General features: G+C 67.1%; 22 protein-coding genes. 15 read left to right on the forward strand and 7 right to left on the reverse strand.

The genetic code is table 11. The features are described 5' to 3' along the window. Positions 1-102 precede the first annotated feature (102 nt). Entirely contained in the window at positions 103-861 is a 759-nt protein-coding gene (locus ACI3KU_RS13605; protein ID WP_404922845.1) for an ABC transporter ATP-binding protein, read from the forward strand. Further along, a complete protein-coding gene (locus tag ACI3KU_RS13610) occupies positions 858-1592 on the forward strand; it encodes an ABC transporter permease (protein WP_404922846.1) in 735 nt (244 codons plus the stop codon). The genes ACI3KU_RS13605 and ACI3KU_RS13610 overlap by 4 nt, the downstream gene beginning before the upstream one ends. Positions 1593-1748: 156 nt before the next feature. On the opposite strand, the gene ACI3KU_RS13615 is transcribed toward ACI3KU_RS13610, so the two are convergent. Then, positions 1749-3362: an SPFH domain-containing protein gene (locus ACI3KU_RS13615; protein ID WP_404922847.1), complete on the reverse strand. Its 1614-nt coding sequence runs from the start codon at positions 3360-3362 to the stop codon at positions 1749-1751. 103 nt (positions 3363-3465) lie between these two features. On the opposite strand from ACI3KU_RS13615, the gene ACI3KU_RS13620 reads away from it, so the two are divergent. Next, a complete protein-coding gene (locus ACI3KU_RS13620) occupies positions 3466-4467 on the forward strand; it encodes a DUF2804 domain-containing protein (RefSeq protein WP_404922848.1) in 1002 nt (333 codons plus the stop codon). Positions 4468-4472: 5 nt separating this feature from the next. Here the strand turns inward: ACI3KU_RS13620 and ACI3KU_RS13625 are convergent, their stop codons facing one another. Further along, positions 4473-4910, reverse strand: a complete 438-nt coding sequence (locus ACI3KU_RS13625; protein WP_404922849.1) for a MarR family winged helix-turn-helix transcriptional regulator — start codon at positions 4908-4910, stop codon at positions 4473-4475. Positions 4911-4976: 66 nt separating this feature from the next. Between ACI3KU_RS13625 and ACI3KU_RS13630 the strand changes: the two genes are divergently transcribed. Further along, on the forward strand, positions 4977-6767 hold the full coding sequence (locus ACI3KU_RS13630) for a DUF2207 domain-containing protein (RefSeq protein WP_404922850.1): 1791 nt from the start codon (positions 4977-4979) through the stop codon (positions 6765-6767). Between the two features lie 123 nt (positions 6768-6890). On the opposite strand, the gene ACI3KU_RS13635 is transcribed toward ACI3KU_RS13630, so the two are convergent. Beyond that, positions 6891-7829, reverse strand: a complete 939-nt coding sequence (locus ACI3KU_RS13635; RefSeq protein ID WP_404922851.1) for a LysR family transcriptional regulator — start codon at positions 7827-7829, stop codon at positions 6891-6893. A gap of 69 nt (positions 7830-7898) precedes the next feature. Here ACI3KU_RS13635 and ACI3KU_RS13640 point away from each other — a divergent pair, with 69 nt between their 5' ends. Beyond that, on the forward strand, positions 7899-8699 hold the full coding sequence (locus tag ACI3KU_RS13640) for a class I SAM-dependent methyltransferase (protein ID WP_404922852.1): 801 nt from the start codon (positions 7899-7901) through the stop codon (positions 8697-8699). Positions 8700-8720: 21 nt separating this feature from the next. Here ACI3KU_RS13640 and ACI3KU_RS13645 read toward each other — a convergent pair whose 3' ends face one another. Then, a complete protein-coding gene (locus ACI3KU_RS13645) occupies positions 8721-9263 on the reverse strand; it encodes a Chromate resistance protein ChrB (RefSeq protein WP_404922853.1) in 543 nt (180 codons plus the stop codon). Positions 9264-9322: 59 nt separating this feature from the next. Between ACI3KU_RS13645 and ACI3KU_RS13650 the strand changes: the two genes are divergently transcribed. Further along, positions 9323-10522: an MFS transporter gene (locus ACI3KU_RS13650; protein ID WP_404922854.1), complete on the forward strand. Its 1200-nt coding sequence runs from the start codon at positions 9323-9325 to the stop codon at positions 10520-10522. On the opposite strand, the gene ACI3KU_RS13655 is transcribed toward ACI3KU_RS13650, so the two are convergent. After that, a complete protein-coding gene (locus ACI3KU_RS13655) occupies positions 10517-11152 on the reverse strand; it encodes a class I SAM-dependent DNA methyltransferase (RefSeq protein WP_404922855.1) in 636 nt (211 codons plus the stop codon). The two genes, ACI3KU_RS13650 and ACI3KU_RS13655, sit on opposite strands and share 6 nt — an antisense overlap. Positions 11153-11215: 63 nt before the next feature. Here ACI3KU_RS13655 and ACI3KU_RS13660 point away from each other — a divergent pair, with 63 nt between their 5' ends. Continuing rightward, positions 11216-11770, forward strand: a complete 555-nt coding sequence (locus ACI3KU_RS13660) for a hypothetical protein (protein WP_404922856.1) — start codon at positions 11216-11218, stop codon at positions 11768-11770. A gap of 2 nt (positions 11771-11772) precedes the next feature. Here ACI3KU_RS13660 and ACI3KU_RS13665 read toward each other — a convergent pair whose 3' ends face one another. Together ACI3KU_RS13665 and ACI3KU_RS13670 are read right to left on the reverse strand one after the other, a co-directional pair. Next, a complete protein-coding gene (locus ACI3KU_RS13665) occupies positions 11773-13041 on the reverse strand; it encodes an RNA polymerase sigma factor (RefSeq protein ID WP_404922857.1) in 1269 nt (422 codons plus the stop codon). Positions 13042-13055: 14 nt separating this feature from the next. Beyond that, complete coding sequence (locus tag ACI3KU_RS13670; protein ID WP_404922858.1) at positions 13056-13475, reverse strand: YciI family protein; 420 nt, start codon at positions 13473-13475, stop codon at positions 13056-13058. Positions 13476-13736: 261 nt separating this feature from the next. Here ACI3KU_RS13670 and infA point away from each other — a divergent pair, with 261 nt between their 5' ends. From infA to ACI3KU_RS13710, 8 genes are all read left to right on the forward strand, one after another. Next, on the forward strand, positions 13737-13958 hold the full coding sequence (infA, locus tag ACI3KU_RS13675; protein WP_013583992.1) for a translation initiation factor IF-1: 222 nt from the start codon (positions 13737-13739) through the stop codon (positions 13956-13958). Positions 13959-14026: 68 nt separating this feature from the next. Continuing rightward, positions 14027-14143: a 50S ribosomal protein L36 gene (rpmJ, locus tag ACI3KU_RS13680; protein ID WP_071644008.1), complete on the forward strand. Its 117-nt coding sequence runs from the start codon at positions 14027-14029 to the stop codon at positions 14141-14143. A 139-nt stretch (positions 14144-14282) separates the two neighbouring features. After that, complete coding sequence (gene rpsM, locus ACI3KU_RS13685; protein WP_404922859.1) at positions 14283-14660, forward strand: 30S ribosomal protein S13; 378 nt, start codon at positions 14283-14285, stop codon at positions 14658-14660. A gap of 29 nt (positions 14661-14689) precedes the next feature. Further along, on the forward strand, positions 14690-15088 hold the full coding sequence (rpsK, locus tag ACI3KU_RS13690) for a 30S ribosomal protein S11 (protein WP_231090569.1): 399 nt from the start codon (positions 14690-14692) through the stop codon (positions 15086-15088). Positions 15089-15221: 133 nt separating this feature from the next. Further along, on the forward strand, positions 15222-16211 hold the full coding sequence (locus tag ACI3KU_RS13695; RefSeq protein WP_404922860.1) for a DNA-directed RNA polymerase subunit alpha: 990 nt from the start codon (positions 15222-15224) through the stop codon (positions 16209-16211). Between the two features lie 33 nt (positions 16212-16244). Beyond that, complete coding sequence (gene rplQ, locus ACI3KU_RS13700) at positions 16245-16793, forward strand: 50S ribosomal protein L17 (protein WP_404922861.1); 549 nt, start codon at positions 16245-16247, stop codon at positions 16791-16793. A 295-nt stretch (positions 16794-17088) separates the two neighbouring features. After that, complete coding sequence (gene truA / locus ACI3KU_RS13705; protein ID WP_404922862.1) at positions 17089-17928, forward strand: tRNA pseudouridine(38-40) synthase TruA; 840 nt, start codon at positions 17089-17091, stop codon at positions 17926-17928. Between the two features lie 388 nt (positions 17929-18316). Beyond that, on the forward strand, positions 18317-22351 hold the full coding sequence (locus tag ACI3KU_RS13710) for an SdrD B-like domain-containing protein (protein WP_404922863.1): 4035 nt from the start codon (positions 18317-18319) through the stop codon (positions 22349-22351). Positions 22352-22432 lie beyond the last annotated feature (81 nt).

Consider the following 22432-nt stretch of genomic DNA (forward strand, 5'->3'; position numbering starts at 1 on the left):
CGTGTTCTGATCCTCGTTCTGCGGATATCTCCTCGCTTCGGAACGGTTGGCACGGGTGGAGCCCCCTGTCGCACCGCTGCACCCGGGTCCATAATTCATGCCATGAACAGCATGGATGCCGTCGTGGTCGACGGGCTGCGGGTGCGGCGTGGCCGCCACGAGGTGTTCGACACGCTGTCCCTTCGCATCGCGCGGGGGCGGATTACCGGCCTCCTCGGCCCGTCGGGGTGCGGCAAGACCACCCTGATGCGGGCGATCGTCGGGGTGCAGCGAATTCAGGGCGGCAGCGTTCGCGTGCTCGGAGCGACCGCTGGCTCCGCAGCCCTGCGGCGTCGCGTGGCATACGGCACGCAGGGGTCCGCGGTGTACGCCGATCTGACCGTGCGGCAAAACCTCACGTACTTCGCGCGCGTGCTGGGTATCGGGCGCGACCAGGTGGATCTGGTCATCGACCAGGTTGGCCTGGCGTCGCACGCGTCACGCGCGGTCGCCGCGCTCAGTGGTGGGCAGGCGAATCGGGTCTCACTCGGTGTCGCGCTGCTGGGAAGTCCCGAGCTCATCGTGCTCGACGAGCCGACGGTCGGACTGGATCCGGTGCTGCGCTCCGAGCTGTGGGACCTGTTCCGCTCCGTCGCGGAGCGCGGAACCACGTTTGTCGTGTCGAGCCACGTGATGGATGAGGCGCTGCGCTGCGATCGGCTGCTGCTCATTCGCGATGGGCGGCTCGTGGCCGACACGACCCCCGCGGAGCTGCTGGCCGACACCGGCCGGAGCGATCCCGAGCAGGCGTTCCTCGAGCTCATCGCGCGAGACTCCGTCGCCCATCCGCACCTGCGCCGCGATCGGAGGGAGGCGTCATGAACCCGCGCCGGATGTTCGCGACCGCGGGGCGGGTGCTCACGCAGCTGCGTCATGATCCGCGCTCCATCGCGCTGATGGTGGTGGCGCCCAGCCTGCTGGTCGGCCTCTTCGCGTGGCTCTTCACCGACAAGACCGGCGTGTTCGACGCGTTCGGCGGCGCGATCCTCGCCCTGTTCCCCTTCATCGTGATGTTCCTGGTGAGCTCGATCACCACCCTGCGGGAGCGCCGTTCGGGCACCCTGGAGCGTCTGATGACCACACCGCTCGGCCGTGCGGATTTCGTGCTGGGCTACGCCCTCGCCTTCGGACTCCTGGCCGTGGTGCAGGCGGTGGTCACCGTGACGTTCGCCGTGTACGTCTGCGGTCTCACACTGTCCGGCGAGCTCTGGCAGCTCGGGCTCGTGGCGGTGATCGACGCACTGCTTGGCACCTCGCTCGGACTGTTGGCCAGCGCCTTCGCGCAGTCCGAGTTCCAGGCGGTGCAGTTCATGCCCGTTCTGGTGTTCCCGCAGATCATCCTCGGCGGCCTGTTCATGCCGCGTGATCAGATGCCGGATGTGCTGTACGCGATCTCCGAGTGGCTCCCGCTGAGCCACGCCATCGATGCCGTGCAGGCGGTGACCGCAGGAGATGACGGCTGGGACCTCTGGCGTCCGGTGCTCATCGTGGCCGCGTTCGCCGTGGTGTTCCTCGTGCTCGCACCGCTCACGCTCCGCCGCCGCACGCCGTAGCGCGCTCACGCACGTCGTCGCCGCGAGACACCCAGGCAAGTCCGAGAAACCCTGCGTTGCGGGGTTTCTCGGACTTGCCTGGGTTTCTCGGACGCGATGACGCCGGACACGACGCAGCGCCCGCCCCGGACCGGGACGGGCGCTGCGGGGGTGGACTCAGTTGTCGGCTGCAGCCTTCGCCGCGTTGATCGCTGCCTCAGCGGCGCCGCCGAGCTTCTCGGCTGGCGGAGTCGCGGCTGCGCGCGCCACACCTTCACCGATGCCTCGACCCACGGCCTGGCCCTGGATGATGCCGGCGAGATCGAGACCGGTGGCGGCGCTGACGCTGTCGAACACGCTGCGCAGCGCGGTGGCGGTGTCTGCCCCCACCAGTCGCGACGCGCCCTCTTCGCTGGAGCCGCCGACGATCGACACGTTGCCGATCGTCGCGTAGCCCTTGGCGAACTCCGCCATGATCGACGGCAGCACCTCGAGCACCCGCTGCGACATGAACGCATCCTGGTTGGACGCGATGGCCTCGGCCTCGGCCTCGACGGCCGCGGCGCGCGCTTCACCCTCGATGCGGATGGCTTCTGCCTCGGCGGCCGCACGGAGGCGGCGAGCCGTTGCTTCTGCATCCGCCTGGGCGCGCAGGGCGTTGGCGGCACCCGTTGCCTGAGCTTCCGCTGCCGCTGCCTCACCGGCCGCACGAGCCTTATCGGCCTCGGCCTGCTGCTCCGCGATACGGGTGCGCGCCTCGGCCTGTTTGACCTGCTCGATCGCCGCGGCCTCGGCCGCCTTCTCGCGCGCGTACAAATCGGCCTGGGCGCGGGTCTCCGCCTCATACCTCTGCGCGTCGGCGACACGCTTGATGTCTGCATCGAGCTGAGCCTGCTTGTTCTCGGCCTGCTGCTGAAGAACGGCCTGCTCGGTCTGAGCACGGGCCAGTTGCTCGGCCTGCTCGGCGTGCGCACGAGCGCGACCGATCTCGGCCGACGCATTGGCGGTGTTCGTGTCGAGCGCGGTCTGCTCGATGAGGTTCGCCTCGTTGTTGGCGATGTTCTTCTGGTTGATGGCGCGGTCGGCGTTCGTCTGCGCGATCATCGCGGACTGGCGCTTGGCTTGGATCTCCGGAGCACCCAGGGACTGGATGTAGCCGACCTTGTCGGTGATGCCCTTGATCTGGAAGGAGTCCAGGATCAGACCCTGCTCCGCGAGCTCCTGCGAGACCTCGATGGCGATCTGATCGGAGAACTTCTTGCGCTCACGCATGAGCTCCACGACGGAGAGCGTTGCCACGATCCCGCGCAGCGCACCTTCCAGCTGCTCGGTGGTGAACTGCTCGATGGCCTTGTCCTGCGAGGCGAAGCGCTCGGCTGCGCGGCGCACGAAGAGCGGGTCGGAGCCGATCTTCACGATGGCGACGCCGTCGACGTTCAGCGTGACGTTGTCCAGCGACTGCGCCTCGGCGTTGAGGAGCACCTGACGCGAGCGCAGCGAGATGATCTCGTGCCGCTGAGTGATCGGGTTGACGAGAGCCTTGCCGTTCACGATCACGGTGACCGGCGACTCCTCGATCTGTGACTGTGGGAGCACCTGTCCATCCGTCCCGCGCGTGGCGACGGTGACCTGCACCTTCTGTTTGCGTCCCGAGATGACCAGCGCTTCGTCGGCGCGGGCGACCTTGATCCAGCTGCGTGCGAGCAGCAGCACGATGAGACCGATCACGACCAGCGCGACGAAAGCCACACCGACCACGATCAGGATGCCGATTCCTGCGGCTACCTCCATGGGAACCTCCCCCTTCGTCCGGCCCTGTTGCCGATCCGTTACCTTCGACTATCCCAGATGGCACCGGCAGGGCCAAAGGAGGGTGCGTGCCAGGATGGTGCGCATGATCGAACGCGAGCTTCATCAGCGTGTGCCGCTCATCGGTGCCGACGGTGCGTTCAACCCGTCCGCGCACGGCTGGGCGCATCAGCCGATCGTCGACACGTCAGGCATCGACGGTCGGCGCTCGTGGGGTCGCAATAAGCGGTGGGAGTACTGGTGCATCACCACGCCCACGCACCTGCTCGCGCTGACCGTGTCATCGCTGGACTTCGCCGCCGTCCATGAGGTGTGGGTCTTCGATCGGGCCACCGGGGAGTCGATCGGACGCGGTGCCACTGGGATCGGGGCGCGCTCCGCCACCCTGCCCGCGAATCTCGAGGGCGGACCGGCTCGAGCCCGCGTCGGCGCGCTGTCGATCGACATCGAGGAGGTGACCGGCGGCACTCGTGTGCGCGCCGCGATTCCGGATGCGTCCTTCGATGTGATCGCGGAGCTGCCGGCGGGCCACGAGCGGCTCGCCGTCGTCGTGCCGTGGAGCCGGACGCGATTCCAGTACACCGTGAAGGATGTCGCGAGGCCGGCATCGGGAACGGTGACCGTGCGGGGGGCCGTGACCGACGTGCCGGCAGGAGAGTCGTGGGCGGTGCTGGATCACGGCCGTGGTCGCTGGCCGCATGACGTGCGCTGGAACTGGGGTGCGGGGTCTGGACGCCTGGACGACGGACGTGTCATCGGCATCCAGGTGGGTGGTCAGTGGACCGACGGCACCGGGTCGACGGAGAACTCGGTGCTGCTCGGAACCCGGCTGCACAAGATCAGCGAGCAGCTGGTGTGGGACTACGACACCGCCGATTACCTTCGTCCCTGGCAGATCAGCGGCGGCGGGTTCGACGCGGAGTTCGTGCCGTTTCACGACAAGCGCTCGCGGACGAACCTGGGTCTGCTGTCATCGTCGACCGATCAGTGCTTCGGGCACTGGAGCGGAACGTTCGACACCGGGGAGGAGACTGTGCGATTCGACGGTGTGCTGGGGTGGGCCGAGGACGTCCACAACCGCTGGTGACCGGATCAGTCTCCGGTGGCGGTCCGCAGCTTCGTGGTGAGCGCGAGCAGCACCTGCTGCTCCTCCGGCGTCAGCACCGACATGCGCTCGGCGATGGACGTCCCGTGGCGCGTGCCGAGGATGCGGAAGCGGCGCTCTCCCTCGGCCGTGGCCGTGATGAGCGAGCCGCGTCCATCGTCCGGATCGGTGCGCTTGGTGACCAGTCCGCGGGCAGCCATCCGATCGACCAGACGCGACACGCTGGGCTGTGAGATCAGGGATCGGGAGGTCACGTCGCGCAGGCGCGCGGTCATGTCGGCGGAGCGGACCACCGTGAGCAGCACGTCGTACTCCTGCTGCGAGAGCAGGCTGCCGTCGAAGTCGCGGCTGATCTCCTCGAACACGCGATGCTGCGCGCGAAAAAGGCTCTCCCATGCCTCCATCGCCAGCCTGCGGTTGTTCATGCGTCCAGGTTAGCGGGAGCTCGTGCCCAGACGGTGCGGCGGCAGGGCGTGACGTAGCCTGGCCGCATGCGAAACGTGCTCGTTCGGCCGTTGCTCCTGGTCCTCGTGATGCTCAGCGCGCTCGGAGTCGCCTCCCCCGCGACGGCCGCTCCCCTCGGCGTGGACGACTTCACCTTCAGCAGCATGTCCGCGGATATGACGCTCTCCCGTGACGACGACGGCGCCAGCGTGCTGCGCACCGTGGAGACCCTGGTGGCGCAGTTCCCGGAGATCGATCAGAACCACGGCATCCGCCGCATGATTCCGCTGGACTATCAGGGCGTGCCGACGAACATCGACGTCGAGTCCGTCACCGACGAGTCCGGTGCCGCGCGCTCGTACGAGACGGAGGAGACGGACGGATTCCTCGCCGTCACGATCGCAACAGACGACTACGTGCACGGCGCGCAGACCTACGTCATCACCTACACCTCGCACAACGTGGTGAAGTACTTCGCCGACACCGACGTGGACGAGTTCTACCGCGACATCAACGGCACCGGCTGGGCCCAGCCCTTCGGTTCGGTGACCGCGACACTGCGCATCGATCCGGAGATCGCTGATTCCCTCGCCGGCGATCTGGCCTGCTACCGCGGCGTGCAGGGATCCCGTGATCGCTGTGACATCTCCCGCGCGGCCGACGGGACGATCACGGCGTCCACTGGCGACCTCGGTGTCGGCGGCAACATGAGCATTGCCGTGGCGTTCGCGGCGGGCACCTTCACCCCCTACGACACGAGCTACTTCGCGACCCCCGCGGGCCCCCTCCAGGTGGGTCTGAGCGCCGGGGTGCTGGCGATGCTGGGCTGGGCGATCGGCCTCCGTCGCACCCGGCTGAAGGATCAGCCGGGATACCCGACGGTCATCCCGCAGTACACGCCGCCGCCGGGAGTTGACGCTCTCGGCGCCGCGGTGCTGTTGGGGAAGAAGGACAAGGGCACGGCCGCTGAAGTTCTGGAACAGGCCGTTCGCGGTTCGATCGTGATCCTCGACGGCGGGCGTCGGAGTCTGACGATCCGACTGGTGCGTCCGGATCTGGCCGGCGACGCCGACGGACGCGCTCTGTTGCGCGGCATCTTCGGTGACAATCCGCGGATCGGCGAGGAGTACACCTTCGGCAAGCAGGACCCTGCCCTGGCTCGATCGGTGACCGCGATTCTCAAGGCCGCCGATCGCGAGCAGGTTGCGCGCGGGTTACGGCGCGCGGTCCCCGGATGGGTGCGGGCGTTGCCGGTGCTCGTCACGATCGTGCTGGCGGCCGCGAGTTTCGTGGCATGCATCCTCATCGCCCGACACAGCGGGGGAGTGACCATCGGCAACGCCATCGCGGTGGCCTCGGGCATCATCGTGGTGATGATCGGTGTGCTGGTGGCCAAGCGTCCGCTGTCGTCGCCCGGCGCGGAGCTGCGCGACCACCTCGCCGGGCTCAAGGAGTTCATCGAGTGGGCCGAGGCGGATCGCATCCGGATGCTGCAGTCTCCGCACGGAGCGGAGCGGGTCGCGCTGGTCGATGTCCGCGACCCGCGCCAGGTGCTGCGTCTGTATGAGCCCCTGCTCCCGTACGCGGTGGTGTTCGGGCAGGAGAAGGCGTGGGCTCGGCAGATCACCGTGTACTACGAGAGCGCGCAGGTTGTGCCGTACTGGTACGCGGGGTACGGCGCCTTCGATGGTCACTCGTTCTCGAGCAGCATCGGCGGCATCACCGGCGGGATCAGCAGTGCGCTCGCGAGTTCGTCGAGCTCGTCATCCTCTGGAGGTTCCGGTGGTGGCGGCTTCAGCGGCGGCGGCTCGGGTGGCGGTGGTGGCGGCGGGGTGTAGCCGCCGGCGAAAGAGTGAGGGCCGATCGGATGTTGTCCGATCGGCCCTCGTCCCTTGCACCAAGAGTGTCCTGCAATCACATGTCGGCAGCTGCCACAGCAAAACAACTACCTGTTGTGAACTCTATAACGGCGAGGTAACGGAAGGGAAGGACACGCCGTTATCTTTTTGTGATTTGTTTCCTGTGAGCAGTTCCCCGGACACTTCCTCCGCAAGGGTGACCAGCGTCGAAACGGCGGTGTTGTGACTGCCGGCGCGCCAGGTGGCCCCGATGATCCATTCCGCCTCCGGCCCGGGGATCGGGATCACCTGCACGTGGGGCGGTGTGAGATGGCGGCTGCTCAGTGGAATGATCGCAGGCCCGACGCCGGCCGAGGTGATCGCGATCAGGGTGAGGAGGTCATGCGTGGTGGTCAGGGTGTCGGCGCGAACTGACCATGCGTGTTCGACGGCCTCGACCTGTTGGGCCAGACCCGGACCGTTGTCGCGTGCCAGGCGGGCGAGCGGGCGATCGATGAGAGCGTGCCGAATGTCTGTGGGATCGACACCCCGATCACTGGTCGCGTAGGCGAGCCTGTCGGTCCACACCGGCCGAAAGACGAGGCCCCGATCAGTCGCGGGGCGTCGCCCGAAGCCGACGTCCAAGATGCCGTCGCGGATCTGCGCCTGCTGCTGGGTGGACGACAGATCTTCGAGCGTGATGCTGAGGTCCGGGCGGCCCGCGCGAAGTCTTCGGATGGCGGCCGGCACTTGACGCAGGCTCGACATGCCGAAACCCACGCTGAGTGTCCCCGTGCGTCCCTCCGCCACGCGTCGGGTGTGATCTCCGAAAGCGTCGGCCCGCGCGACCAGCGCGCGGGCGTGATCGACGAGAGCTCGGCCGGCGGGAGACAGCGTGGCGCCGTGGTGCGAACGGTCGATCAGCTCCGTACCCGCCCAGCGTTCGAATGACTGCATCTGCTTGGTCAGGGCGGGCTGGGAGAGGTTGCGCAGAAGCGCCGCGGCTCGGAACGAACCCGAATCGACGATCGCGAGGAAAGAGCGCACATGTTCGAGCTGCATTCTGAAAGGTTATCGCCCACTCAAATAGTTTCATTAGAGTTATTTCGTCACCGGCTGTGGACTGAAGTCATGACAGAGATCGGGAATCAGATGAGGCGTGCAGTGACAGCGGACGGGAGTGCGGGGGATGCCGACTACGGGCGGATCGGACGTGACTACCAGTCGTATCGTCGTGCGGACGCGCGCATTTCCGCAGAGATACAGGCGGCGTTCGGTGGCGCCCGCACCGTCGTCAATGTGGGCGCGGGTGCCGGTTCGTACGAGCCGACCGATCGTGCGGTCACGGCGGTCGAGCCCAGTGCTGTCATGCGCTCCCAGCGCCCCGAGCACCTCTCTCCGGCTATCGATGCCGTGGCCGAGGCGCTGCCGTTCGCGGACGACACGTTTGACGCCGCTCTCGCGACCTTCACCGTGCACCAGTGGCGCGATCGCGCGGCCGGGCTCCGGGAGATGCGTCGGGTTGCCCGCGGGCCGGTGGTTGTTCTGACGTGTGATCCGTTTGCTCTGGATCGCTTCTGGCTGGCCTGGTACGCGCCGGAGGTCATCGCCGTCGAAGCGGGAAGGTATCCGCGCATCGCCGACATCCGGCGTGAGCTCGGCGGGACGACCGAGGTGATCAACGTGCCGATTCCCCACGACTGCACCGATGGATTCGGCGAGGCGTACTTCGCGCGGCCCGAGGTGCTCCTGGATCCCGGTGCCCGCTTGGCGAACTCGGCATGGAGCTTTGTCGCCCCCGATGTCGAGGAGCGCTTCGAACGTCGGCTGCGGGCGGATCTCGCTTCCGGCGAGTGGGATCGCCGGTTTGGTGTGCTCCGCGGACAGTCGACCTTCGACGGGTCCTTGCGTCTGGTGGTCGCCCGACCGTAGGACTGAGGCATCCGTGGCTTCTTACGCGGACCGATCCGCGGCATAGACAAGGTCGGCGAAGCGTTCGAGAGCGCGCTCACACGCGCGCAGACGTTTCGCCGACGTCTCCGCTTCCGGGAGTCCGAGCACGTCGCGGCGCTTCAGATCGCGGTACCAGCGGCGGAGGCGATCCAGGCTCTGTTCCTCCTCTTCGAGTTCGGCGAAGGTGAACTTCTCCTTCGCGATCTCGGACGCGATCTCCGCCTCGAACTTGCCGCAGTCCGCGTCGAACTCGCGCCACTCGTCCATGCGGGCGTCGCGATACAGGTCGGCTACGACCGTGCGTGCCGCATCGTTCTGCGGATCCACGGTGAAGACAGCGACCTGGCCGCCACCCTCCGCCGCCAGTTCGCCGGCGCGATCCAGGGCAGCCCGTGAGCGGGTCGCGTCGGGGAGTGCCCAGGTTCCCTGTGCGATCGTGACCGCGCCCGCGCGCTTCAGCTCCCGCCACACGGCGACGCGATGACGCGACGGCTCGGCGGGGATCTGGACCAGGGCGAACAGCCAGGACACCTCATGCTGCATGACCCGACGCTAGCAGGCTTGTCACTTGCGACAATGTAACGGCTGTTACTCTCGTGTTTGTGACGAACAATTCCCCCACCCCACGAGGCCTGGCTCCTCTCTATCTCGCCGGATTCACGACGGCGTTCGGCGCGCACGGCGTTGCCTCCGTGCTGGGATCCGAGAACGACGAGATCGGCATGTCTCTGCTCGGCCTGGGACTTGTGCTCGCGCTGTACGACCTCGCCGAGGTCGTGCTGAAGCCCCTGTTCGGTGCTCTGAGCGACAGGATCGGTGCGAAGCCGGTGATCATCGGCGGACTCGTGGCATTCGCGGCCGCCTCCGCGGTTGCCTTCGTGATGCCCACTGTGCTGGCTCTTGCGCTCGCGCGTCTCGGTCAGGGCGCCGCGGCGTCGGCATTCTCGCCGGCCTCCTCGGCGTCGGTTGCGCGTCTCGCGGGGAAGCAACGACTCGGTCGTTACTTCGGTCGCTATGGCGCGTGGAAGAGCCTCGGCTACGTGCTCGGACCCCTGCTCGGCATCCTGCTCACTCAGTGGGCGGGGATCGCGGCCGTGTACGCGGTGCTCGGTGCCCTCGCGATCGTCGCGGCGGCGTGGATCGCGCTCGCCATGCCTGCTCTTCCCGTCCTGCCACGCACGCGCACGACACTGGTCGACCTGGCGCGTGAGGTCACCGCGCGTGGATTCCTCGTGCCCACACTGATGCTTGCCACGAGCACCGCGGTCATCGGCGTTGCCGTGGGCTTCCTTCCTCTCCTTGCCACGCGACTCGGGCTTCCGCCGATTCTGGGCGCGGTGGCCGTGGCCGTCCTGGCCCTCGTCTCCACCGCCGTACAACCCCTCGTCGGACGGTGGCGGGATGACGGCAAGATCTCGACGCGTGTGGGAAGTACAGCGGGTCTCGTTCTCGCCGCCGCGGCGCTCGTGCTGCTCGCGATCGCGCCCGGCGCCGTGACCATTCTCGTGGCTGCGTCCGCGTTCGGACTGATGACGGGAACCGTCACTCCGCTGGCCTTCGCCCATCTCGCTGACGTGACTCCCGACGCGCGCATGGGACGGACTATGGGCAGCGCCGAGCTGGGACGGGAGATCGGCGACGCCGGTGGTCCGCTGCTCGTCGGCGCCGTCGCGACAGCATGGACGCTCCCCGCGGCGCTGACGATGCTGGGCGGGGTGTCTGCTCTGTCCGGCCTGATCGGCTGGCTCGCCCAGTCCCCCCGGGAGCGGAGTGAAGACCGCCATTCCGACGCTGCATCATGAGGCCCGCGCCAGCACGAATCCCTGATCCTCCGCCTCGCCGGCGCGGGCCGGCCGCGCCAGTGCTTCGATCACGCTGAACCCGGTCGCCTCCAGCGTCTCGGCGGTGCCGGCGGCAGAATGCAGATGTGCGTGCAGTGCGACTCGGTGTCCGTAAGCGGTGGATCGGTGGCGCTCGCCGCTGCCGTGCTGAAATCCCAGGAGCACCAGGCCACGGGTCGTGATCACACGCCGCATCTCTGCGAAGACGGGGGCGAGATCGGCGGGAGCGGTATGGATGATCGAGTACCACGCGAAGACGGCGTCGAAGCATCCTGGCTCGAAGGGAAGCTCGGCGAGCCGCCCCGGCCGAAACTCGGCCTCCGGGTGTCCGCGTCGTGCGTGCTCCAGCATGCGATCAGAGAGATCTACGCCCGCCGCGTGCATGCGCGGCATGAGTGAACGCAGCACCGGCTGCATGCGCCCGGTCCCACAGCCGGCATCCAGCACCCGGGGCTCGGACGGCAACAGGCCGGCGAAGCGGGTGATCATCGCCAGCTCCTCCTCCGCCTCGAACGTGGCGTCCGGGAGCAGCCTTGCGTACGAGTCGGCCACCGTGTCGTAGAGGGTTTGAGCAGCGGCGAGGTCATCCATGTCGGCACGGTACCCGAGGCCTTCGACATTGGCTTCTCGAGCCGCCCGGCATACCGTGGGGCGATGAGAGTACGAGGCATCCAGATGATCGCCCTCGGTGCGGCCGTCACGGTGGGACTCACCTCCTGCACCTTCGCGGGGAGCATTCCGGAGCCAGGTCCGCTCGGCGCCGACTACCCGGGTACCTGTCTGCCCAACCCGTTCCTCTGGGCCAGCGATTGGCTGGAGGGCTTCACGTCCGAGTCCGATGCCGTGGGTGGTGCCGTTGTCGGCCTACGGTTGGAGTACATCGATGATCGCTGGCTCTGGCGTGTGCGGAGTCACGACACGGGAACTGACTTCTGGGGCGAGCGCCTCGACGACTCGACCGCAGGACGCGAAGCGCTGATGGATGTGGCCACGCACGATGTGGTGGTGAGTCGGTCCGTGACTCTCACCCCTGCGGAGACCTCCGGACAGAGCCTCTCCGCCTATGGTGTCGCCGTCGAATCCGGTGAGGAGTGGCCCAGTCCCGTGATCATCGAGCTCGCGCGGATCGAGGACGAAGCGGGCTCCGCGTGGCGGGTCACCCTGTGCGACACCGAGACGAACGAGCAGTCGGTCCGCGTGTTCCGCTGAGGTCAGCCGCGGTGAGCTGCGCGCGCGAGGAAGTAGGCGCGCTCACGGGCATTCCGCGTGAGCTCTGCCGCACGATCGAATTCCGCGGCCGCCTCGCTGTCTCGCCCGAGCCGGGACAGCAGCTCGCCGCGCACCGTGGGCAGCAGGTGTGACTGCGTGAGTCGTCGGTCGTGCGCCAGATCGTCCACCAGCGCGAGAGCGGCTTCCGGGTCGTCGCGCATCGACACGGCCACGGCCCGATTGAGCGCGACCACCGGCGATCCAGAGAGCGACAGCAGCCCGTCGTAGCAGCGCACGATGACGTCCCAGTCCGTGCCGGCCACGTCCGAGGCGATCGCGTGCTGCTCGGCGATGGCCGCCTGCAGCGCATAGGCGCCTCTTCCGCGCCCCAGGGCGTCGACCCGATTCAGCGCGGCCCGACCACGCAGGATCGCGGAACGATCCCACAGTCGCCGATCCTGCTCCTCGAGCGGCACCGGTGCGCCATCGGGCCCGGTGCGGGCGGGGAAGCGTGCTGCCGTGAGTTCCATGAGCGCCAGCAATCCCCACGGCGCGGGCTCGCGGGGGAGCAGGGCGGTGAGCATGCGCCCGAGCCGCAGCGCCTCGCGGGCGAGTTCCGGACGCAGCACCTCGTCGCCCTCGGTGGCGGTGTGCCCTTCCGTGAAGATGAGGTACACCACTCCGAGCACCGTGCCCAGGCGCTTGCTCCACTCGTCACGCGTCGGGGTCTCGAACGCGACGCCTGCGTCGCCCAGCGCCCGCTTCGCCCGCACGATGCGCTGCTGCACGGTGGCGGTCGACGTCAGGAATGCGCGGGCGATCTGCTCCGTCTCCAACCCCGCGACAGTCCGCAGAGTGAGGGCGACCTGTGCCTCGCGCCCGAGCGCGGGGTGACACGCGATGAACACCAGACGCAGCACATCGTCGTCGATGACATCGGGATCCCAGGGCAGCTCGTCGCCCGTGTCCTCGCGCAGCTCCTGGCCGAGCTGCGCGAGCCGATCCGTGTAGCGCTCGTTCCGACGCCAGCCGTCCACGGCCTTGCGCTTGGCAGCGGTGGTCAGCCAAGCCGCCGGGTTGTGCGGAATCCCCTCCATGGGCCACTGCCGCAGCGCGTCGGCGAAGGCGTCCTGTGCGAGATCCTCTGCGAGGGCGAAATCGCCGGTGTAGCGCGCGAGCGTTGCCACGATGCGCGGGGCGTCCATGCGCCACGCCGCGGAGACGGCACGGTGCGCGGATTCCGCCGCTCCGGCCGTCTCCTGCGTGGTCATCGCGATATCCGTGCTCAGCGAGCGGCCTGCTCGTCGCGCCAGCCCGCTTCCTTCTCGATCCACTCGTTATCGGCGGGGAAGTCGGACTCATCGGTCACCCGACGCACCTCGATCTTCGAGCCGGCGCCCAGCGGAACGCGCTTCGCCCACTGCACGGCTTCCTCGCGATCGGCCACCTGCAGGATCCAGAAGCCGTTGAACAGCTCCTTCGTCTCGCCGTAGGGGCCATCGGTCACGAGGGGCTCATCACCGGAGAAGTCCACAACGAACGAGTTGGCAGGGTCGTCGGCGAGGCCGTCCCCGGCCAGCAGCACGCCGGCCTTCATCATCTCCTCGTTGAAGCGGCCCATCTTCTCGATGACCTCTTCGAACGGCAACTCCTTGTATGCTGCAACCGCGTCGTCGGTGGCTCGCATGATCAGCATGACCTTCATCGGTTCTTCTCCTTCTGGGGGGACGCTTCTCGACCCTCTCACTGAAGACGTCGAACGGGGAACGCCCCGATCGACACGATCGGGAAAATTCTTCGAAGAAAGTTGGCGTGGCGCGCCTGAGAGCAGGCTGGGCGGCATTTGCGAGCCCTGTGGATATCACGTAGTATCAATCTTTGGTGTCTTGCGCCTTCATTGGCGTGTCTCTGACACCGATTCATCATCCACCGCAGACCGACCGGTCTGCTGAGCGTCAGCGAGTGTATGGCTAAGAAAGACGGTGTCATCGAAATCGAAGGCACGGTGTCCGAGGCGTTGCCGAACGCGATGTTCCGCGTCGAACTCACCAACGGACACAAGGTGCTGGCTACGATCTCCGGAAAGATGCGGCAGAACTACATCCGCATCATCCCCGAAGACCGTGTTGTCGTGGAGCTGAGCCCCTACGACCTCACGCGTGGCCGCATCGTCTACCGCTACCGCTGATCCAACATCCGGTCGGGAAGTAACGGCCGGGAGCGATCCCGGTACGAAGACAGCGATAAGGAAGCACCATGAAGGTCAATCCCTCCGTCAAGCCCATCTGCGACCACTGCCGCGTGATCCGTCGTCACGGCCGCGTCATGGTCATCTGCAAGAGCAACCCGCGTCACAAGCAGCGCCAGGGCTGACACCCGCGCTTCGGCGCGGATCTGACAACTGAATACAGACATCAAGGCAGGAACAACAACCCATTCGTGGGGGACACCTCGGGTCGGAGGCCCGAGCACAGATCCTGCTCCACACCTCCATCACTCCTAGGAGAACCGCATGGCACGTCTTGCCGGCGTAGACATCCCGCGCGACAAGCGCGTGGTGATCGCACTCACTTACATCTACGGCATCGGCCGTACCCGCTCCGTCGAGATCCTCAAGCAGGTCGAGATCGACGAGAGCATCCGCGTCAAGGACCTCAGCGACGACCAGCTGGTCGCGCTGCGTGACTACATCGACGCCAACTACAAGGTTGAGGGTGACCTCCGCCGTGAGGTCGCAGCCGACATCCGCCGCAAGGTCGAGATCGGTTCGTACGAGGGTCTCCGCCACCGCCGCGGTCTCCCGGTTCGCGGACAGCGCACCAAGACCAACGCCCGCACGCGCAAGGGTCCGAAGAAGACCGTCGCCGGCAAGAAGAAGGCCGGCCGCTGATCAGCGGCGGCAAGGATTAGGAGAAGCACATGGCTGCACCCAAGACTGCCGCGCGCAAGCCGCGTCGCAAGGAGAAGAAGAACATCGCGCTGGGCCAGGCCCACATCAAGTCGACGTTCAACAACACGATCGTTTCCATCACCGACCCGACCGGCGCTGTCATCGCGTGGGCCTCGTCCGGTGGAGTGGGCTTCAAGGGCTCGCGCAAGTCGACCCCGTACGCCGCTGGCATGGCTGCCGAGGCTGCCGCCAAGGGCGCGCAGGAGCACGGCGTGAAGAAGGTCGACGTCTTCGTCAAGGGCCCGGGTTCGGGTCGCGAGACGGCCATCCGTTCGCTGACTGCCGCGGGTCTCGAGGTCGGTTCGATCTCCGACGTGACCCCGCAGGCGCACAACGGCTGCCGCCCCCCGAAGCGTCGCCGCGTCTGAGTCCTCTCGCCGCGCCGGGTGAACCCCGGCGCGGCGCAGGCTTCCCGCCTCGATCATCATCGAGGCGACCACAACTCAAGACCTCACCACCGCAAGTGTCATATAGCGGGCACTTGATCGAAAGGAACACAGAGTGCTTATTGCACAGCGTCCCACTCTGACCGAGGAGAAGATCGGGGAGTTCCGCAGCCGGTTCGTCATCGAGCCGCTGGAGCCCGGATTCGGATACACCATCGGAAACGCGCTTCGTCGCAGCCTCCTCTCCTCGATCCCGGGAGCGGCCGTCACGAGCATCCGCATCGACGGCGTGCTGCACGAGTTCAGCACCATTCCGGGTGTGAAGGAAGATGTCACCGAGATCATCCTGAACATCAAGCAGCTGGTCGTCTCTTCCGAGCGCGACGAGCCGATCACCGCCTACCTGCGCAAGACCGGCGCGGGCGAGGTCACGGCAGCGGACATCTCCGCTCCGGCGGGCGTCGAGGTGCACAACCCCGAGCTCGTGATCGCAACGCTGAACGACACCGCGAAGTTCGAGCTGGAGCTCACCATCGAGCGCGGCCGCGGCTACGTCTCGGCTCAGCAGAACCGTAACGAGTACGCCGAGGCGGGTCAGATTCCGATCGACTCGATCTACTCGCCCGTGCTCAAGGTCAGCTACCGTGTCGACGCCACCCGTGCGGGTGAGCGTACCGACTTCGACAAGCTGGTCCTGGACGTCGAGACCAAGCAGGCGATCGCCCCGCGCGACGCCGTTGCCTCGGCCGGACGTACTCTCACCGAGCTGTTCGGTCTCGCCCGCGAGCTGAACGTCGAGGCCGAGGGTATCGAGATCGGCCCCGCGCCGGTCGAGACCGTCCTCTCGAACGAGCTGTCGATGCCGATTGAGGATCTGGACCTGTCGGTTCGTTCCTACAACTGCCTGAAGCGCGAGGGCATCAACACGGTGTCCGAGCTGGTCGCCCTCTCGGAGACCCAGCTCATGAACATCCGCAACTTCGGTCAGAAGTCGGTGGACGAGGTCCGTGACAAGCTCACGTCTCTCGGCCTGTCGCTGAAGGACTCGGTGCCCGGTTTCGACGGCGCCCACTTCTACAGCGGCTACGAAGACGACGCGATCTGATCTCACCCCTTTTCATCTCTGGAGTAATTCACCATGCCTAAGCCCACCAAGGGCCCCCGCCTCGGAGGCGGTCCCGCACACGAGCGTCTGATGCTCGCGAACCTGGCCGCTGCGCTGTTCACCCACAAGTCGATCACCACCACCGAGACCAAGGCCAAGCGCCTGCGTCCGCTGGCTGAGCGTCTGGTCACCTTCGGCAAGCGTGGCGACCTGCACGCTCGTCGTCGCGTGCTGAGCGTCATCGGCGACAAGAACGCCACGCACATCCTGTTCGCGGAGATCGCGCCGCTCGTCGCCGAGCGCGAGGGTGGCTACACCCGCATCACCAAGATCGGCAACCGCAAGGGCGACAACGCCCCCATGGCCGTGATCGAGCTCGTCCTCGAGCCCGTCACCAAGAAGGCGAAGGCAACCACCAAGGCCGCGCCCAAGGCTGAGAAGACCGAAAAGGTCGAGGCTCCGGCCGAGGCTGAGGTCGTCGAGGAGACCGTTGAGGCTCCTGCCGAGGCTGAGGCTGAGGCCGAGGTCGTCGAGGAGGCTCCCGCGGCTGCTGCCGAGGAGACCGCCGAGGCCGACAAGTAAGTCGCACTGCCACAGCAGTCGAAGGGGTCCCGCTCACGCGGGGCCCCTTCGTCGTTCCCGGGCCCCGCTGTGCCCTCGAGCGCCGACGTCCGCCCCGCTGCTCCCGTCGATTCCGGGCTCCCGCTACCCCTCCGTCGATTTCGGTCCCGCGCTGCCCCGCCCCGCTGCTCCCGTGGGCCCCACACCCATGACCCGCGAGACTTCCGTCTGTGGGCGAGAATCCGCGCAACGCGGCGAGTGTCGCCCACAGACGGAAGTCTCGCGGGGAACGGAGGGGCGCCGGTAAGCTGGAGGGATGCGACTGCGCCTCGACATCGCCTACGACGGCAGCGACTTCCGGGGCTGGGCGAAGCAGCCGGGTCTGCGCACCGTGCAGGGCGTCCTGGAAGACGCCCTCGGCAAAATCGTCGGGTCCTCGATCACCATCGTGGTCGCGGGACGCACGGACGCCGGCGTGCACGCGACCGGCCAGGTCGCCCATGTCGATCTGGACGAGCACCAGCAAGCGCGTGCGCTTTCTCATCGCGCGAGTGACCAGCGCGAGCCCGTGGGCCGACTCGCAGACAAACTCCGCGGCGTGCTGGGCCCTTATGCCGACATGACAGTCCGGGCGGTCACACGAGCTCCCGAAGGGTTCGACGCGCGCTTCTCGGCGGTCTGGCGGCGGTACGAATACCGCCTCGCCGACGACATCAGCGGCTACGACGTCTTCGAGCGCAACCGGACCACCGTCATGCGAGGCGTGCACGACGTGGATCGCATGAACGACGCCGCGTCGCGACTCATCGGCCTCCACGACTTCGCCGCCTACTGCAAGCCACGTGACGAGGCCACCACCATTCGCACCCTGCTCGAATACGAGTGGCGTCGCGCCGCCGACGGCACTCTCATCGCCCACCTGCAAGCCGATGCGTTCTGCCACAGCATGGTGCGCGCCCTCGTCGGCGCCTGCGCTGCGGTCGGCACCGGCCGGCTCGAACCCGAAGACGTGGTGACACTGCGGGACGCGCGAGTGCGCAGCAGCGCATTCCCGGTGCTCGTGGCGCGCGGGCTGACGCTCGCCGAGGTGGGCTATCCCGCGGACGATCTCCTCGCCGCGCGCGCGGAGCAGACGCGGGCACGGCGCGAGATCTGAGGGGTACTTGGGAGCGCTCCCGCCGGGCCCTGGTGGGGATCGCGGAGGTGTGATCACAACGGCGATGTTCTGTGCACGAGAAAGCGACGTTGTGTGAAGTTCGACGTGACGAGAGCTGACCGCGCAGAACCGCGGGAATGCAGGCGTGGCGGGCGAACCGGCAGCCCCGCAGAGGTATATGCGCACGAATGATACTCATCCGCTATCAATAGGATGAAGTCGATTCAGTGTCCCCACACTCGTGCGTCACCCGATGCGACCCCGATTACGAGTGCGTCCCCAACGACATGGCGTGCCCGCGCCGCACTGGATCAGAGCACTGACGCTCCCGCTCCCTGTGAGCGGGAGCGTTATTTGTTGTGCGCCCCCGGGGTCGGAGGAGATGACCGTGCGTGATGATCGCACTCCCATCCGGCGCAGGCCGCTGCGCGTCGCTCTTGCGGCGCTGCTGTCGGGCCTGCTGCTGGTAACGGGCCTCATCGCTGTTCCAGCGATGGCGGCCGCGACCGATGGAATCAGTTTCGAGACCAACCTGCCCAAGAACGGCACCGTTGTCGGTGGATCCACCTACAACGCCACCCTCGTGTTCGAGGTGCCGACGCACGCCGGTGAGACCCTCAGCGCGCAGTATCCGAGTCAGGTGAGCGACGTTGCCGCGCTGAAGGCCGCGCTGGAGGCGCTGGATGCTGTTGCGCCGGGATCGATCACGATCGATCCCTCCACCCGCACCCTCAGCTTCCGCGTGAGCGAGACCAGCTCTCAGCTGCAGGCGATGGCGAAGTTCACCTTCGTGATCGACAATCCCGAGCAGTCGATGCGCGACCAGACGGTCGAGTGGAACATCGCGGGAGAGCGCACCACGTCCACGCTCACGATCGTCAAAAAGGGAGACGAGCAGTCTCCGATCCGCCAGAACACCACCCAGAAGCGGCTGGCGAACGGCAATGACAACCTGTGGCAGGTCGTCACGGTGAACGGCCAGCGCCGCGTGGTCCTCTCCCACCCGGAGAACGCGACCGTCCGCTACGCCATCCAGCTCGACGCCGCTTCGGCGCGCACGATCGTCCTGAAGGACGTCATCGACGCCGACCTCGACATCGTGACGGACTCCGTGTCCGCCACCATCTCCACCTGGACCGATGGGCTGAACAAGACCACCGCCCCGCTGCCGATCTCGGCCACGACGGACGGCCTGAACGCATCGTTCACGATGCCCGCCGACTCTCGCGTGACGATCACGTACACCGCGATCCTCGCAGCCGCCGATCTGGACGCGATCGTCGCCGACCTGCAGGCGCAGCTCGACGCGGCCGACCCGGAGAAAGCCGTCACGCTGAAGCACCCGTTCACAAACGTCGTCACCACCGGTGAGACGGGCGTGGAGGCGTCGGCCACCGCCGACATCCACTACGTCGTCAACGCTCCCGCCGGTCCGGACTTCGGTCGAATCTTCGGCAAGTCGTCCTCGATCGCGAGCGCGCAGCAGATCGCCGTGGACGCGGAGGGCAACCTCACCGCGCCGATCGCCGTGACCTACACGCTCACCGCGAACCTGTCGGGATTCGAGGGGAAGCCCAGCGGCACCCTGCCGAACCAGAACGTGATCATCGCCGATGACCGCGCTGGCGCTACCGCTATCGAGTGGGTGGGAACGGTGACGGACAGCACGGGTCGTGCACTGACCGAGGCTCCCGCCGATGCAGACCTCGCCGATGACGCGTTCGTCGACCACTTCCGCATCCGCAACGGGGTGCTGGAGATCAATGCCGGCGGTCGGGTCGCCCCGTACGTCGACAAGGCGTACACGGTGTCCGCCACGGTCTCGAACATCTCGAGTCTGAAGCCGCGCACCGGCGATGCCTTCAAGGATCAACAGTGGGACGTCGCCAACCGCGCGCGCTTCACGTACCGCACCGACAAGTCCGCCGTCGAGCGCACGACGTCGTTCGAGGTGTACACCCCGAAGGACGTGAGTGCCGGCGTGAACGACCGCGAGGCGTTCGCGAAGACGACCGACAACGAGACCCGGATCGATGCTGACGGCGTCGCCCGCGTTCCGTTCACCTTCACCACCGGGTGGAAGGTCGCGTATGACGTGACGAAGTCGACCATCGTCGATGAGGTCGACCACTCCGTCTTCGATGTGACCGAGGCGAACCTGGCCGAGATCGCGGCGAGTATCAGTGGAACCTTCGCCGGAATCGCGCTGCGCGCCGGTGATGTCGATGTCGCTCTCGTTGACGGCAACCTCGAGCTGAAGCTGTCGGACGCGTTCAACGCCGCGAACCCCTGGGTGTACAAGCAGGGCAACCTGAACCTGCGCGTCCTCCTGCCGACGCACCCCGTCGAGGGGCGCACCACGATCGACTTCGTGAACTCCGCCCGCCTGTACGGCGAGGATCGCACGCAGTTCCCGTGGCTCAGCGAGGCGACCGCCTCGGTGACGTCGTACTCGAGCGAGCTCGAGGTGCGAAAGACCGTGTACCAGGGTGACGGCGCGTTCGGGTCGAACCTGCGTGTCGAGTACGAGGACAACACCCTCGTGAAGGACACGTTCGTCTACCGCGTGGAAGTGCGCCCCCACGGCGACTGGATGAACACGCAGATCATCCCGATCGAGGACGTGCTGCCGAAGGGTGTTCGTTGGGAGGGCTTCGTCGCCGACGACAAGGTGGATGACGAGGTCGTTGCCAGCACCACGACGTACGACCTGGGCGGCGGACTGACCGCTTCGTGGGGCACCGCGAAGAACGGCGAACCCGCGCTGGTGCTGAGCGGTCGACTCAGCACGCTGAAGTCGCTCCACGTGAACTTCCTGGTCACGGTCACCGACTGGACCCCGGACACGTCGATCGTCAACATGATCGGCTCCGCCAAGGCGACGATCACGCCGAGCAACGGCTTCCCGCTCGTGATCGAGAAGCAGGACTCCGCGAACCCGGACAGGCTCATCACCGATGAGAAGTCCCGCTTCCGCGTGGACCGTCAGCTTGCTGACGGATCGTGGGAGAAGGTTCTCGATGACGCGTTCCTTGTCGACGGCAACGTCGTTGTCGCGGGAGAAGACGGACGCCCGCGTGCGATCGTCGTCCCCGAGGAAGGCACCTACCGCGTCTCTGAGATGAAGGCACCCGCCGGGTACCAGCCGGTCACCGTGTCGGACGACGGCACGACGTCGAACAAGTCGGTCGCCATCACGATCGCCGATGGCGCCAGCGCCGCCGCGCGCATCGTCAATGACCCGGCCGTCGAGCCGATCGAGAGGAACTACGCGATCGGTGACGTCGTCTGGTATGACGATGCCGGCGATGGCGTGCAGCCCTCCACCGGTCTGCGTCCGGTTCCGGGCGTCGGCGTGGAGCTGCTGGGCGCGGACGCGAAGCCGGTGCTGAACGCCGACGGCCAGCCGTACACCACCACGACGGACGCCAATGGTCGGTACCTGTTCGACGCGCTTGCGGCAGGAGAGTACCGCGTGCGGTTCACGCTGCCCGAGGATGTCGCCGCCGAGTACGTGTTCACGACCGTCGGGTCCGGTGACGATGTCACCCGCGATTCGGATGCGGACCCGGCGACGGGTCTCACCGACGTGATCACGCTGAACGACGACAACAGCGAACTCATCAAGCGTGATGGTGTCGCCGCGACGATGGGCATCGACCCCACCTGGGACGCGGGAATCGTTCGCAAGCCGGAGCCGAAGACGTATGCGATCGGTGATCGGACATGGATCGATACCGACAAGGATGGCGTGCAGGATACCGGCGAGTCGGACATCGATGGCATCATCGTTCGTCTGCTGGATGCGGATGGTGAGGTGGTCGCCGAGACGGTGACCCGTGATGGTCGTTACCTGTTCGACGAGCTGCCCGCGGGTGAGTACCGTGTGCAGTTCGAGATTCCGCAGGAGCTGCGGGAGACGTACTCCTTCACGCGCAGTGGTGACACCGGTGGTGTCGCGGACGATTCGGATGCCGTTGTCGGTGAGAAGGCGTGGATCGGCACGAGTGTGTTGTTCACGCTGGATGACTCGAACCCGCGTCTGGTGACGGATGCCAGCGATCAGACGGTGCGGGCCACGCAGGGTATCGACCCGACGTGGGACGCCGGTGTGATCGTGACCGAGCCGACGACGGAGCCTTCGCCGGAACCGACGACGGAGCCGACGACCGAGCCGACGACGGAGCCCACCACGGAGCCCACGACGGAGCCGACCACGGAGCCGACCGGAACTCCCGGCACGTCCCCGACGGCGACGCCGGCACCTGCCGAGCCGGGCGATTCCGCATCGCCCGTGCACACTCCGGGTGCGCTGCCCACGACGGGTCAGAGCTTGCCCACGGCGGCCGCAATCATCGCGCTGCTGCTCGTGATGGGTGGGGCCGTGATCATCGCTCGTCGACGCGTGACGCGTCGCGACTGATCACAGCAGAACGCACCAGCGGGGGTCGGACATCGTCCGGCCCCCGCTGGTGTCTTCACGACCGGCGTTCGCCTCACAGAC

This window comes from Microbacterium sp. ZW T5_56 (assembly GCF_044987425.1).
Classification (GTDB): Bacteria; Actinomycetota; Actinomycetes; order Actinomycetales; family Microbacteriaceae; genus Microbacterium.

What these genes read in the sequence shown, in the direction of transcription:
- ACI3KU_RS13605 (WP_404922845.1), top strand. Translation starts at nt 103, where the DNA reads ATGAACAGCATGGATGCCGTCGTGGTCGACGGGCTGCGGGTGCGGCGT.
- ACI3KU_RS13610 (WP_404922846.1), top strand. Translation starts at nt 858, where the DNA reads ATGAACCCGCGCCGGATGTTCGCGACCGCGGGGCGGGTGCTCACGCAG.
- ACI3KU_RS13615 (WP_404922847.1), bottom strand. Translation starts at nt 3,362, where the DNA reads ATGGAGGTAGCCGCAGGAATCGGCATCCTGATCGTGGTCGGTGTGGCT.
- ACI3KU_RS13620 (WP_404922848.1), top strand. Translation starts at nt 3,466, where the DNA reads ATGATCGAACGCGAGCTTCATCAGCGTGTGCCGCTCATCGGTGCCGAC.
- ACI3KU_RS13625 (WP_404922849.1), bottom strand. Translation starts at nt 4,910, where the DNA reads ATGAACAACCGCAGGCTGGCGATGGAGGCATGGGAGAGCCTTTTTCGC.
- ACI3KU_RS13630 (WP_404922850.1), top strand. Translation starts at nt 4,977, where the DNA reads ATGCGAAACGTGCTCGTTCGGCCGTTGCTCCTGGTCCTCGTGATGCTC.
- ACI3KU_RS13635 (WP_404922851.1), bottom strand. Translation starts at nt 7,829, where the DNA reads ATGCAGCTCGAACATGTGCGCTCTTTCCTCGCGATCGTCGATTCGGGT.
- ACI3KU_RS13640 (WP_404922852.1), top strand. Translation starts at nt 7,899, where the DNA reads ATGACAGAGATCGGGAATCAGATGAGGCGTGCAGTGACAGCGGACGGG.
- ACI3KU_RS13645 (WP_404922853.1), bottom strand. Translation starts at nt 9,263, where the DNA reads ATGCAGCATGAGGTGTCCTGGCTGTTCGCCCTGGTCCAGATCCCCGCC.
- ACI3KU_RS13655 (WP_404922855.1), bottom strand. Translation starts at nt 11,152, where the DNA reads ATGGATGACCTCGCCGCTGCTCAAACCCTCTACGACACGGTGGCCGAC.
- ACI3KU_RS13660 (WP_404922856.1), top strand. Translation starts at nt 11,216, where the DNA reads ATGAGAGTACGAGGCATCCAGATGATCGCCCTCGGTGCGGCCGTCACG.
- ACI3KU_RS13665 (WP_404922857.1), bottom strand. Translation starts at nt 13,041, where the DNA reads ATGACCACGCAGGAGACGGCCGGAGCGGCGGAATCCGCGCACCGTGCC.
- ACI3KU_RS13670 (WP_404922858.1), bottom strand. Translation starts at nt 13,475, where the DNA reads ATGAAGGTCATGCTGATCATGCGAGCCACCGACGACGCGGTTGCAGCA.
- infA (WP_013583992.1), top strand. Translation starts at nt 13,737, where the DNA reads ATGGCTAAGAAAGACGGTGTCATCGAAATCGAAGGCACGGTGTCCGAG.
- rpmJ (WP_071644008.1), top strand. Translation starts at nt 14,027, where the DNA reads ATGAAGGTCAATCCCTCCGTCAAGCCCATCTGCGACCACTGCCGCGTG.
- rpsM (WP_404922859.1), top strand. Translation starts at nt 14,283, where the DNA reads ATGGCACGTCTTGCCGGCGTAGACATCCCGCGCGACAAGCGCGTGGTG.
- rpsK (WP_231090569.1), top strand. Translation starts at nt 14,690, where the DNA reads ATGGCTGCACCCAAGACTGCCGCGCGCAAGCCGCGTCGCAAGGAGAAG.
- rplQ (WP_404922861.1), top strand. Translation starts at nt 16,245, where the DNA reads ATGCCTAAGCCCACCAAGGGCCCCCGCCTCGGAGGCGGTCCCGCACAC.
- truA (WP_404922862.1), top strand. Translation starts at nt 17,089, where the DNA reads ATGCGACTGCGCCTCGACATCGCCTACGACGGCAGCGACTTCCGGGGC.